The following is a 12,139-nucleotide window of genomic DNA, read 5'->3' as shown; positions in this document are numbered from 1 at the left end:
CGTCCCTTCCAACGAGGAGTTTCATGTCCATTGCCCTGAAGCGCCCGCCGCGGCGCGCCCTGCCGCTTGCCCGTCTGCTGGCCGCCGTGGCCGCCGCGCTGTCGATCGCGGCACCCGCCTTCGCGCAGGCCGCGACCGTCAACGTGGTCGCCGCCGAGAATTTCTATGGCGACCTCGCGTCACAGATCGGCGGCAGCCATGTCGCGGTGACCAGCATCCTCAGCAGTCCCGACCAGGATCCGCACCTGTTCGAAGCGAGCCCGAAGACCGCGCGCGCGCTGCAGCACGCGCAGGTCGTGATCTACAACGGCGCGGACTACGATCCGTGGATGGGCAAGCTGCTCGGCGCGTCGAAGCAGGCGAAGCGCGCGACGATCGTCGTCGCGGATCTCGTCGGCAAGAAGGCCGGCGACAACCCGCACCTGTGGTACGACCCGGCGACCATGCCGGCCGCCGCGCGTGCGCTCGCGGCCGAGCTCGGCCGTGCCGATCCGGCGAACAAGGCCGACTACGACGCGAACCTGCAGAAGTTCGTCGCGTCGCTGAAGTCGATCGACGACAAGGCCGCCGCGCTGCGCGCGCAGTACAAGGGCGTGCCGGTGACGGCCACCGAGCCGGTGTTCGGCTACATGTCGGATGCGATCGGCCTCGACATGCGCAACCAGCGCTTCCAGCTCGCGACGATGAACGACACCGAAGCCAGCGCGCAGGACGTCGCCGCGTTCGAGAACGACCTGCGCAAGAAGCAGGTGCGCGTGCTGATCTACAACAGCCAGGCCGAAGCGCCGATGACCAAGCGCCTGCTGAAGGTTGCGCGCGACGGCGGCGTGCCGAGCGTCAGCGTCACCGAGACGCAGCCGGCCGGCAAGACCTTCCAGCAATGGATGGCCGGCCAGCTCGACGCGCTCGCGGCCGCGCTTTCCGCCAGCAAGAAATGACCCACGCAACGACATGACCGCCACTCCCCATGCACTCGCACTCGATCGCGTCACGCTCGAACTGGGCGGACGCACGATCCTGCGCGACGTGAGCTTCTCGATCGAACCCGGCGAATTCGTCGGCGTGCTCGGGCCGAACGGCGCGGGCAAGACGACGCTGATGCGCGCGGTGCTCGGCCTCGTGCCCGTCACGGACGGCACGCTGTCGGTCGGCGGCGTGCCGGTCGTGCGCGGCAACGCGTCGATCGGCTACATGCCGCAGATCAGGAGCGGCCTCGCGAATCGCCGGATGCGCGGCTACGACTTCGTCGCGATGGCCGCCGATGGTCACCGCTGGGGGCTGCCGCACACGAACGCCGCGACGCGGCGCGACGTCGACCGCGTCCTCGACCTCGTCGGCGGCCCGACGCTCGCGCGCCGGCCGCTGTCGGAACTGTCGGGCGGCGAGCGGCAGCGCCTGCTGCTCGCGCAGTGCCTGCTCGGCAGCCCGAAGCTGCTGCTGCTCGACGAGCCGCTGATCAGCCTCGATCCGAACCACCAGCGCGGCGTCGTCGAACTCGTGCGCAACGTGCAGCGCGAACTCGGCATCACCGTGCTGTTTTCCGCGCACGAACTGAATCCGCTGTTGAACGCGCTCGACCGCGTGCTGTATCTCGGCAACGGCGTCGCGGCGCTCGGCACCGTCGACGAGGTGATCACGAAACCGGTGCTGTCGCGGCTCTACGGCTCGCCGATCGACGTGATGCGCGTGAACGGCAAGATCTTCGTGATGTCGGGCGACGTCGAAATCGAAAAGCACGATCACGAACACGAGGACGACGACGGTCACTCGCATGGCGGCAGCGGCGGCCACGATCACGGCCATCACCACCACGGACACGCTCATCCCGGGCATTCGCACGATGTTTGAATACGACTTCATGATCAACGCGTTCGCCGCGTCGGGGATCGTCGCGGTGCTCGCGGGCATCGTCGGCTACTTCCTGGTGCTGCGCGGACAAACCTTCGCCGGCCATGCGCTGTCGCACGTCGGCTTCACGGGCGCGACCGGCGCGGTGCTGCTCGGCATCTCGCCGATCTGGGGGATGGTCGGCTTCACGCTCGCGGCCGGGATCGGAATGGGCGCGCTTGGCGAACGGCTCGCGGGCCGCGACGTCGCGATCGGTGTGATCCTGTCGGGCGCGCTCGGCTTCGGGCTGCTGTTCCTGCATTTCTACACGTCGTTCGCGACGCAGGTCACCGCGCTGCTGTTCGGCAACGTGCTCGCGGTCAGCCACGACACGCTCGCGGTGCTGGCCGGCATCGGCGCGGTGAGCCTCGTCGCACTCGCGCTGATCGCGCGGCCGCTGCTGTTCGCGTCGCTGCAGCCCGAACTGGCCGAAGCCAAGGGCGTGTCGCTGCGCACGGTGTCGATGCTGTTCCTCGCCGTGTGCGCGCTGGCGGTGGCCGCGGCGACGCAGATCGTCGGCGTGCTGCTCGTATTCACGCTGCTGGTCGGGCCGGCCGCGGCCGCGCAGAACGTGTCGACGCGGCTATCGACCGGCGTGCTGCTCGCCGCGTTGTTCGCGTTGTTCGAGGCGTGGGCGGGAATCGCGCTCGCGTATCACACCGACTGGCCGACGAGTTTCTGGATCACCGCGCTGTCCGCGATTGTGTATGGGGCGAGCCTGTTGCGACGCCACTGATCGTCGAGCGGTGAAAATGAAAACGCCGGCGTGCCCGAAAGGCCGCCGGCGTTTTTGCATTCGCGCGCGACGAGCAGCGCGTGCTGCGGGTTACGCGTGTCGCGCCCCTTTCACCGCGCCAGCACCCGCGCATGATGCGCGACATGATCGGCAATGAACGTCGAGATGAAGTAGTAGCCGTGGTCGTAGCCCTCATGCCGGCGCAGCGTCAGCGGCTGGCCGGCCTTCGCGCACGCGGCTTCGAACACGTCGGGGTTCAGCTGGTTCGCGAGGAACTGGTCGGCGAGGCCCTGGTCGACGAGGATACCGTCCGGGAATTTCGGCGCATCCGCGCGCGCAACGAGCTCGCTCGCGTCGTGCTGCTTCCACGCGTCGCGGTCGGCACCCAGGTACCCCGAGAACGCCTTCTCGCCCCACGGGCAGCGCGTCGGCGCGGCGATCGGCGCGAATGCCGACACCGACCGGTACAGGCCTGGATGACGCAACGCGAGCGTCAGCGCGCCGTGCCCGCCCATCGAGTGGCCGAAGATCCCGAGCCGCGTACCGTCGATCGGCAGTTCGGCCGCGACGAGTTCGCGCAGTTCGCCCGTCACGTACGACTCCATCCGGTAATGCGTCGCCCACGGCGCTTGCGTCGCGTCGACATAGAAGCCCGCGCCGACGCCGAAATCCCATGCATCGGCCTCGCCCGGCACGCCCGCGCCGCGCGGGCTCGTATCAGGCATCACGAGCGCGAGGCCGTGCTGCGCCGCGTACTGCTGCGCGCCGCCCTTGATCGCGAACGTCTCCTCGGTGCACGTGAGCCCCGCGAGATAGAACAGCGCCGGCACGCGGCCGTGCGCCGCCTGCGGCGGCAGGTACACCGAGAACTTCATCGGCAGGCCGATCGCCGTCGAATCGTGGCGATAGAAGCGTTGCTCGCCACCGTGGCAAGCATGCGAAGAAACGAGTTCGAGCATGGGGTTCCCTTCCGTTCAATACACCACGATCGGGCGAATCGATTCGCCCTTCTTCATCGGGTCGACGCCGTCGTCGAGCGTCTCGAGCGGCAGCGTGTGCGTGACCAGGTCGTCAGTTGCAGCGTTTGCCGTGTCACCGGTCGACACGCACGCACCGTGCGGCGTCGCAAGCGGCACCGCGTAACCGCATCGTGCTCGCCATGATCGCCGATCCCGCCGCCAGTCGCGCGCGCGAAACAGCCGGCGGCTTGCCATGACGCGTCATCGCCGACGCAAAACGACAAGTGCCCGAGTTTAAACGCCGCTCGTGAACCACGCATCCGTTCGCGCATACAGATCGATGAAACGCGCGTGGCGTGCGGCCAGCGCGCGATCGTCGCGCGGCGCGGCGACCGGCGACGCAGCCGGCGCCAGCGTGCGCAGCGCATCGTCGCGCCAGTGCCCGATCGCGACGCCCGCGAGCAGTGCGGCGCCGCGTGTCGCGGCGTTCGGGCAATCGACCGCGTCGAGCGACGCACCGAGCGCATCCGCAAGCAACTGGCGCCAGCGCGGATCGACCGAGCCGCCGCCGGCGAGGCGCAGCGCCGTCACCGGATCTGCCCGGTTCGCATCGCGAATCGCGTCGAGCCCCGCGCGCAACGCGAACGCGACGCCTTCGAATGCGGCGCGCATCATCGCACCGCGCGTGTCGCCGAGCCCGAGACCGAGCCAGCCGCCGCGCGCATCGGGATTCATCCACGGCGACCGCTCGCCCGTCAGGTACGGCAGGAAACAGAGCCGCTCCGACGCCGGCTGCGCGAACGCGTCGTCGTACGCATCGGTCCAGCCCGGATAGCCGAGCCAGCCGCGCACGGCTTCGAGCGCGAGTCCGACGTTCTGCATCGCGGCCATCGTGTAATAGCCGCCGCCGGCCGCCGTGCGATAGCGATGCAGTCCGCGCCGGGCGGGCGGCAACGCATCCGCGAGCACGACGATCTGGCCGCCGCTGCCGGTGGTCAGCAGCGCGTCGCCGGCCGCGACGAGCCCGCTGCCGAGCGCCGCGCACGCGGTATCGGCCGCCCCCGTCGCCAGCGGCACGCCGGCCGGCAGCCCGAGTGCCGCCGCGGCCTTCGCATCGAGCACGCCGCAGCGCGCGCCCGACGCCCGGACCGGTGCGAACCGGTCGGCCGGCAGGCCCAGCGAGTCGATCAGCGCCGTATCCCATGCGCCGTCCGGCGTCGCGAGCGCGGTCGCGCACGCGTCGCTCGGATCGGCCGCGACCTCGCCGCCCAGCGCGATGCGCAGCCAGTCCTTCGGTTGCACGGCACGGCATGCGGCCTGCAGCAGCTGCGGTTCGTGTGCTGACAGCCAGCGCAACAACGGGCCCGCCATGCCGGGCGCGACGGGATTCGGCGCGTCTGGCCAATCCGACGCGTCCGCTTCGCGCACCGCGCGCGTATCGGGCCACAACAGCGCGGGCCGCACCGGCTGCCCGGCCGCGTCGATCAGCACGACGCCATGCATCTGGCCGGAGAAGCCGATCGCGGCGACCTGCTCGCGCTCGCCGGCCGGCAGCCGTGCAGCGGCGCGCACGAGCGCCTGCCACCACACGTCGGGCGCGATTTCGGCCCAGCCGGGGTGCGGCGACGACAACGCATAGGGTTCGCTCGCAACCGCGCGCTCGACGCCATCGGCATCGAGCGTGACGAGTTTGACGGAGCCGGTACCGAGGTCGATTCCGAGCAGGCGCATGGCGGGATGGCGTATTCGAGTGAACGGATCTCGATGATAGCGGGATCGCGACATGCGCCCCGATTTGTGCGGCGCTTTTGGCAGCGCGGCGACGCGAAAACACGACCGTGCATGACCGGTTTCGCCGGGCCGCACCTTGCCCGCCAAAACAGCCTTTCGCGGGTTAACCCGGCGCGATTTTTCGCCGGTCGTTTTTGCCACTATGCCGCGGTCGCGATACACACCATAAAGCGACCGATATTTGACACGGGGGCCCGCGCTATTTTGGAGGGCTATAAAACCGGGAAACCTCACTCCAGCGGCAGTTTCCCGATGATCGACACCCTGTTTCATGCCGAATTGGCATATCGAACCAGCAAAGAACGGAATAGAACCCAGCGCTCTTGTTGCGATGTTGCATTCCGCATAACTTCGTACCACCCCGAAAACAAGATCATGGAGTGAGACAGATGCAATCGAACACGGTCCATCCGTGCGATGAGGTGCTGCCGACCGGCAAGCTTGTAACGCTTGGTCTGCAGCACGTCCTCGTCATGTACGCCGGCGCTGTCGCCGTGCCGCTTATCGTCGGCGGCGCGCTGAAGCTGCCGAAAGACCAGATCGCGTTCCTGATCAGCGCCGATCTGTTTTCGTGCGGCATCGCCACGCTGATCCAGACGCTCGGCCTGTGGATCTTCGGGATCCGCCTGCCCGTCATCATGGGCTGCACGTTCGCGGCAGTCGGCCCGATGATCGCGATCGGCACCAACCCGGGCCTCGGTATTCTCGACATCTTCGGCTCGACCATCGCGGCCGGCATCATCGGCATCGTGCTCGCGCCGATGATCGGCAAGCTGTTGCGGTTCTTCCCGCCGGTCGTGGTCGGCACCGTGATCGCGGTGATCGGGCTGTCGCTGATGGAAGTCGGGATCAACTGGGCGGCCGGCGGCGTCGGCAACCCCGAATACGGTAGCCCCGTCTACCTCGGCCTGTCGCTGCTCGTGCTCACGCTGATCCTGCTGATCAACAAGTACGGCCGCGGCTTCCTCGCGAACATCTCGGTGCTGCTCGGCATCGTCGCCGGCTTCGTGATCGCGTTCGCGATCGGCCGCGTGAATACCGACGGCGTCGCACATGCACCGTGGGTGGGCTTCGTGATGCCGTTCCACTTCGGCCTGCCGCACTTCGACCCGCTGTCGATCGCGACGATGGTCACGGTGATGTTCGTCACGTTCATCGAATCGACCGGCATGTTCCTCGCGGTCGGCGACATGGTCGATCGCCCGGTCAACCAGGAGCGCCTCGTGCGCGGCCTGCGCGTCGACGGCCTCGGCACGCTGATCGGCGGCATCTTCAACTCGTTCCCGCATACGTCGTTCTCGCAGAACGTCGGCCTGATCGGCGTGACGGGCGTGAAGAGCCGGTTCGTCTGCGCGACGGGCGGCGTGATCCTGGTGCTGCTCGGCCTGTTCCCGAAGATGGCGCAGGTCGTCGCGTCGGTGCCGCCGTTCGTGCTCGGCGGCGCGGGCATCGTGATGTTCGGGATGGTGGCCGCGAACGGCATCAAGGTGCTGTCGAAGGTCGACTTCGTGAACAACTCGCACAACCTGTTCATCGTCGCCGTGAGCGTCGGCATGGGCCTCGTGCCGGTCGTGTCGCCGCACTTCTTCTCGAAGCTGCCGCCCGCGCTCGCACCGATCCTGCACAGCGGCATCCTGCTCGCGTCGGCCACCTCCGTGATCCTGAACATCGTGTTCAACGGCGTGAAAGGCGAGAAGGACGCGCGTTGCGACATCCGCCGCGCAGGACACGACTTCGACGGACGCCCGGCCGACGTGCATCACTGATCGATCCGCCGCAGACGCGCCGGAACACGGCGCGATGCGGTAGAGGAAAAACGCCACGGCTTGCCGTGGCGTTTTGCTTGGGGGCGCGCGGTCGGGAGACGGCGGCGGTGATGCCGGCAGCCTCATGATGACGATCCGCAGTCGCCGCAAACCGTCCGCAAAAAAAGAAACGCCACGGACTTTCGTCCGAGGCGTTGTGGCATTCCGGGGACTGCAACTTCAGCGAACCGGAGCGATTCCCCGCCCCTGCCCGCCGTCGTGCTTACCCGTTCGTCGCCGCTGCCGACGCGGGCGCCGGTGCGGCCGCCTTGTCGTAGTCGACCGTCTCGTCCGGCGCGCGCGGCGTCTCGCCCGCGCGCTGGATCCAGCCGCCGCCCAGTGCGCGGTACAGCGTGACGAGGTTCGTCCAGCGTGCCAGGCGCGCGTTGATCAGCGACTGCTGTGCGGAGTACAGATCGGTTTGCGCGGTCAGCACCGACAGGTAGCTATCGACACCGTTCTTGTAGCGCAGGTCCGACAGATCGAAGCGGCGCTGCTGCGCATGCTCGTTGCGCTCGAGCGCGGCGATCTGCTGGTCGTACGTGCCGCGTGCGGCCAGCCCGTCGGACACTTCGCGGAATGCCGACTGGATCGCCTTCTCGTAGTTGGCGATCTCGATGCGCTTCTGCACGTTCGCGAGGTTCAGGTTCGCGATGTTCTGCCCGCCTTCGAAGATCGGCATCGTGATCTGCGGCGCGAACGACCACGCCGCCGTGCCGGCCTTGAACAGGCCGCCGAGCGTCGAGCTGCCGGTACCGAACGCGCCGGTCAGCGAGATGCGCGGGAAGAACGCCGCGCGTGCCGCGCCGATGTTCGCGTTCGCGGCCAAGAGCGTCTGCTCGGCCTGCATCACGTCCGGACGACGCGTCAGCAGGTCGGACGGCAGACCGGCCGGCACATCCGTCAGCAGGTTCTGCGCGTCGAGCGGCATGCCCGCCGGCAGATCGTCCGGCAGCGGTTCGCCGATCAGCAGCACCAGCGCGTTCAGTGCCTGCGCACGCGCACGTGCCTGCGCCTGCTGGTTCGCGAGCGCCGTCTCGACAACCGTCTGCGCCTGACGCAGCTCGAGCTCGGAGCCCGTGCCGTTGTCGAACTGCAGCTTCGTCAGGTCGTACGATGCCTGCGCGGTCTTCAGCGTGTTTTCCGTGACCTGCAGCAGGTCGTCGGTCGACAACAACGTCAGGTACTGGTCAGCCACCTGCGACACCAGCGAGATTTCCGCCGCTTGCCGCGCGTACGACGTCGACAGGTACTGCGCGAGCGCCTGGTCCTTCAGGCTCTGCACGCGACCGAACAGGTCGAGTTCCCACGACGCCGACAGCCCGACGTTGTAAGCGCGCGAGATATACGGCGCGCCCGTCGTCGACAGGCCCTGCGGCACGCGCTGGATGCTGCCCGTGCCCGTACCGTCGAGCGTCGGGAACAGGCCCGCGCGCGTGATCTGGTACTGCGCGCGCGCCGCCTCGATGTTCAGCACCGACACGCGCAGGTCGCGGTTGTTCTTCAGCGCGATCTCGATCAGCCGCTGCAGGCGCGGATCGACGAAGAATTCGCGCCAGCCGATGGCGGTCGCCGCCTGGCCGTTCGCGCTGCGCGCGCCGGCAGCGCCCGGTTGCGTCGCATAGACGCCGCCGGCCGGGTACGCCTGCGCGACGGGCGCGTCGGGCCGCGTGTAATGCGGCGCCATCGTGCAGCCCGTGGCAAGGAGCGCGACCGCGATTGCAGTCAAAGCGTGTTTTTGCATCATCACTGTCCCTTGTTGCCTTCGTCGCCGTTGCCCGGCTTCTCTGCGTGGTGCAAGTGGTCCTGAGCCAGGCGCAGCGCCTGGTCGACGTCTTCCTTCTCGCCGCTGAAGATCGCGCGGATCTTCACGAAGAACATCGGGATCATGAAGATCGCGAGGAACGTCGCCGTGATCATCCCGCCGATCACGCCTGTACCGATCGCGTGCTGGCTGGCCGAACCCGCGCCATTGCTGATCGCGAGCGGCATCACGCCGAGAATGAACGCGAGCGACGTCATCAGGATCGGGCGCAGCCGCAGGCGCGCTGCTTCCAGCGCGGCCTCGATCGGCCCCATCTTCTCCGTCATCTGCAGTTCGCGCGCGAACTCGACGATCAGGATCGCGTTCTTCGCGGACAAACCCACCGTGGTCAACAGGCCGACCTGGAAGAACACGTCGTTCTCGAGGCCGCGCATCGTCGCCGCGAGCAGTGCGCCGACCACGCCGAGCGGCACCACCATGATCACCGAGAACGGGATCGACCAGCTTTCATACAGTGCCGCGAGACACAGGAACACGACGAGGATCGAGATCGCGTACAGGATCGGCGCCTGCGAGCCGGACTGGATTTCCTGGAACGACAGGCCGGTCCACGAATAGCCGATACCGACCGGCAGCTTCTTCGCGAGCCCTTCCATCGCGGTCATCGCCTGACCGGTCGACTTGCCCGGTGCGGCCTGACCCTGGATTTCCATCGCCGACACGCCGTTGTAACGCTCGAGCTTCGGCGAACCGTACGTCCAGTGGCCGGTCGCGAACGCGCTGAACGGCACCATCCCGCCCGAGCCGTTGCGCACGTACCAGATGTTCATGTCCTCGGGCGTCATCCGGAACGGTGCATCCGACTGCACGTACACCTTCTTGATCCGGCCGTCGGTGTCGAGGAAGTTGTTCACGTACTTCGACGCCCACGCGATCGAGAACGTCTGGTCGATCGCATCCGCGGTCACGCCGAGCGCATTCGCCTTCTCGCGATCGATGTCGACCTTGTACTGCGGCGTATCGTTCAGCCCGTTCGGACGCACGCCCTGCAGCGTCGGATCCTTCGAGGCCATCCCGAGCAGCTGGTTGCGTGCGGCCATCAGCGCATCGTGACCGAGACCGGCGTTGTCCGTCAGCTCGAAGTCGAAGCCGGCGGCGGTGCCGAGTTCCGGAATCGACGGCGGGTTGAACGGGATCACGATCGCGTCCTTGTAACCCGAATAGCGCCCGAACATCCGGCCGATCAGCGCCTGGACCTTCTGGTTCGCGTGCTGGCGCTGCGAGTAGTCCTTCAGGCGCACGAACACCAGACCGGAGTTCTGGCCGCGGCCGGCGAAGCTGAAGCCGTTGACCGTGAACGCCGACTCGACGATGTCCTTCTCGTCCTTCAGCAGGTAGTCGGAAATGTTCGCGAGCGTCTTCGCGGTCGTTTCCTGCGTCGAACCCGACGGCGTCTGCACGATCACGAACATCAGGCCCTGGTCTTCATCGGGCAGGAACGACTTCGGCAAGCGCACGAACAGCAGCCCGACCGCGACGATCACGACCAGATAGATGATGAGCCAGCGGCCCGATCGCTTGATCACGTGGTGCACGCCGACGTGGTACTTGTCGCGGCTGTTGTTGAACGTGCGGTTGAACCAGCCGAAGAAGCCCTTCTTCTCTTCGTGATGCCCTTGCGGGATCGGCTTGAGGATCGTCGCGCACAGTGCGGGGGTCAGAATCAACGCGACCAGCACCGACAGCACCATCGCCGACACGATCGTCAGCGAGAACTGACGATAGATCGCGCCGACCGACCCGCCGGAGAACGCGACCGGCACGAACACCGCCGACAGCACGAGCGCCACGCCGACGAGTGCGCCGGTGATCTGGCCCATCGCCTTGCGGGTCGCCTCCTTCGGTGACAGCCCCTCTTCCGCCATCACGCGCTCGACGTTCTCCACCACCACGATCGCATCGTCCACCAGCAGGCCGATCGCGAGCACGAGGCCGAACATCGACAGCGTGTTGATCGAGAAGCCCACCAGCGACATGATCGCAAACGTGCCGAGCAGCACCACCGGCACCGCGATCGTCGGGATGATCGTCGCCCGCAGGTTCTGCAGGAACAGATACATCACGAGGAACACGAGCACGATACCTTCGAGCAGCGTCTTGACCACTTCCTCGATCGACAGCTTCACGAACGGCGTCGTGTCGTACGGATACTTCACGACGAGGCCGTGCGGGAAGAACGGTGCGAGCTCGTCGATCTTCGCGCGCACGGCCTTCGCGGTCGCGAGCGCGTTCGCGTTGGTCGCGAGCTGGATACCGAGTGCCGCGGTCGGCTGACCGTTGTACTTCGTGTCGAAGTTGTAGTTTTCGCCGCCGAGGCCGATTTGCGCGACGTCCTTCAGGCGAACCTGCGAGCCGTCCTGGTTGACCTTCAGCAGGATGTTGCCGAACTGCTCGGGCGTCTGCAGCAGCGTCGATTCGGTGATCGTCGCCTGCAGCACGGTGCCCGGCTTGGCCGGCGTGCCGCCGATCTGGCCGCCCGCGATCTGCACGTTCTGCGCGGTGATCGCGCTCGTCACGTCGACCGGCGTGAGGCCGTAGTTCGTCAGGCGGGTCGGGTCGAGCCAGATCCGCATCGCGTACTGCGAGCCGAACAGCGTGACGGTACCGACGCCGTTCAACCGGCTGATCGGATCCTTCACGTGCGACGCCACGAAGTTCGCGAGGTCGTACTTGTTCATGCTGCCGTCTTCGGAGTTGAAGGCGAGCACCAGCAGGAAGCTGCTGCTCGACTTCGTCACCGACAGGCCGAGCTGCTGCACGACCTGCGGCAGAACCGGCGTCGCGAGCGACAGCTTGTTCTGCACCTGGACCTGCGCGATGTCGGCGTTGGTGCCCGGCGCGAAGGTCAGCGTGATCGTCGCGTTACCCGAGTCATCGCTCGTCGACGACATGTACAGGAAGTTGTCGAGACCGCTCATCTGCTGCTCGATCACCTGCGTCACCGTGTCTTCCACCGTCTTCGCGGAAGCGCCCGGGTAGTTCGCGGTGATCTGGATCGATGGCGGCGCGATCGTCGGATACTGCGAGATCGGCAGCGTGAAGATCGCCGCAACCCCGGCCAGCATCAGGATGATGGCGATCACCCACGCGAAGATCGGGCGATCGATAAAAAACTTTGCCATGAAACAGGCTCCCT

The 12,139-nt window shown here is 67.1% G+C and carries 9 protein-coding genes and 1 pseudogene; 5 read left to right on the top strand and 5 right to left on the bottom strand.

Features of this window, described 5'->3' with window-relative positions:
- Positions 1 to 23 precede the first annotated feature (23 nt).
- Genes DIE23_RS19830 through DIE23_RS19820 form a run of 3 tightly spaced genes read left to right on the top strand, consistent with a single transcriptional unit; the run spans position 24 to position 2,623 of the window.
- Positions 24 to 938, top strand: coding sequence for a metal ABC transporter solute-binding protein, Zn/Mn family (locus DIE23_RS19830; RefSeq protein WP_124613689.1), 915 nt, complete (start codon positions 24 to 26; stop codon positions 936 to 938).
- A 13-nt stretch (positions 939 to 951) separates the two neighbouring features.
- The gene (locus DIE23_RS19825; protein WP_124613688.1) at positions 952 to 1,848 is read left to right on the top strand and encodes an ABC transporter ATP-binding protein; all 897 of its coding nucleotides are present in this window, start codon (positions 952 to 954) and stop codon (positions 1,846 to 1,848) included.
- Positions 1,841 to 2,623, top strand: coding sequence for a metal ABC transporter permease (locus DIE23_RS19820; RefSeq protein ID WP_124613687.1), 783 nt, complete (start codon positions 1,841 to 1,843; stop codon positions 2,621 to 2,623). Before DIE23_RS19825 ends, DIE23_RS19820 begins: the two co-directional genes overlap by 8 nt.
- Before the next feature lie 110 nt (positions 2,624 to 2,733).
- On the opposite strand, the gene fghA is transcribed toward DIE23_RS19820, so the two are convergent.
- The 3 genes and pseudogenes from fghA to DIE23_RS19805 form a co-directional block, all read right to left on the bottom strand.
- Positions 2,734 to 3,582: an S-formylglutathione hydrolase gene (gene fghA / locus DIE23_RS19815; RefSeq protein ID WP_124613686.1), complete on the bottom strand. Its 849-nt coding sequence runs from the start codon at positions 3,580 to 3,582 to the stop codon at positions 2,734 to 2,736.
- A 15-nt stretch (positions 3,583 to 3,597) separates the two neighbouring features.
- A pseudogene (locus tag DIE23_RS19810) lies at positions 3,598 to 3,696 on the bottom strand (alcohol dehydrogenase); the annotation flags it as partial.
- 180 nt (positions 3,697 to 3,876) lie between these two features.
- Complete coding sequence (locus tag DIE23_RS19805) at positions 3,877 to 5,313, bottom strand: xylulokinase (protein WP_124613685.1); 1,437 nt, start codon at positions 5,311 to 5,313, stop codon at positions 3,877 to 3,879.
- Positions 5,314 to 5,424: 111 nt separating this feature from the next.
- Between DIE23_RS19805 and DIE23_RS39600 the strand changes: the two genes are divergently transcribed.
- Entirely contained in the window at positions 5,425 to 5,757 is a 333-nt protein-coding gene (locus tag DIE23_RS39600) for a hypothetical protein (RefSeq protein WP_185646497.1), read from the top strand.
- Between the two features lie 5 nt (positions 5,758 to 5,762).
- On the top strand, positions 5,763 to 7,139 hold the full coding sequence (locus tag DIE23_RS19800) for a nucleobase:cation symporter-2 family protein (protein ID WP_185646496.1): 1,377 nt from the start codon (positions 5,763 to 5,765) through the stop codon (positions 7,137 to 7,139).
- Between the two features lie 262 nt (positions 7,140 to 7,401).
- Here DIE23_RS19800 and DIE23_RS19795 read toward each other — a convergent pair whose 3' ends face one another.
- Positions 7,402 to 8,925, bottom strand: coding sequence for an efflux transporter outer membrane subunit (locus tag DIE23_RS19795; RefSeq protein ID WP_124613683.1), 1,524 nt, complete (start codon positions 8,923 to 8,925; stop codon positions 7,402 to 7,404).
- A complete protein-coding gene (gene bpeB, locus DIE23_RS19790; protein ID WP_124613682.1) occupies positions 8,925 to 12,125 on the bottom strand; it encodes an efflux RND transporter permease BpeB in 3,201 nt (1,066 codons plus the stop codon). Before bpeB ends, DIE23_RS19795 begins: the two co-directional genes overlap by 1 nt.
- Between the last annotated feature and the right edge of the window lie 14 nt (positions 12,126 to 12,139).

The organism is Burkholderia sp. Bp9143, assembly GCF_003853645.1.
In the GTDB taxonomy this organism is placed as follows: domain Bacteria; phylum Pseudomonadota; class Gammaproteobacteria; order Burkholderiales; family Burkholderiaceae; genus Burkholderia.
Note: the sequence above shows the minus strand (reverse complement) of the source record. Positions and strands in the feature narration are given on the sequence as shown.

What these genes read in the sequence shown, in the direction of transcription:
- DIE23_RS19830 (WP_124613689.1), top strand. Translation starts at nt 24, where the DNA reads ATGTCCATTGCCCTGAAGCGCCCGCCGCGGCGCGCCCTGCCGCTTGCC.
- DIE23_RS19825 (WP_124613688.1), top strand. Translation starts at nt 952, where the DNA reads ATGACCGCCACTCCCCATGCACTCGCACTCGATCGCGTCACGCTCGAA.
- DIE23_RS19820 (WP_124613687.1), top strand. Translation starts at nt 1,841, where the DNA reads ATGTTTGAATACGACTTCATGATCAACGCGTTCGCCGCGTCGGGGATC.
- fghA (WP_124613686.1), bottom strand. Translation starts at nt 3,582, where the DNA reads ATGCTCGAACTCGTTTCTTCGCATGCTTGCCACGGTGGCGAGCAACGC.
- DIE23_RS19805 (WP_124613685.1), bottom strand. Translation starts at nt 5,313, where the DNA reads ATGCGCCTGCTCGGAATCGACCTCGGTACCGGCTCCGTCAAACTCGTC.
- DIE23_RS39600 (WP_185646497.1), top strand. Translation starts at nt 5,425, where the DNA reads ATGACCGGTTTCGCCGGGCCGCACCTTGCCCGCCAAAACAGCCTTTCG.
- DIE23_RS19800 (WP_185646496.1), top strand. Translation starts at nt 5,763, where the DNA reads ATGCAATCGAACACGGTCCATCCGTGCGATGAGGTGCTGCCGACCGGC.
- DIE23_RS19795 (WP_124613683.1), bottom strand. Translation starts at nt 8,925, where the DNA reads ATGATGCAAAAACACGCTTTGACTGCAATCGCGGTCGCGCTCCTTGCC.
- bpeB (WP_124613682.1), bottom strand. Translation starts at nt 12,125, where the DNA reads ATGGCAAAGTTTTTTATCGATCGCCCGATCTTCGCGTGGGTGATCGCC.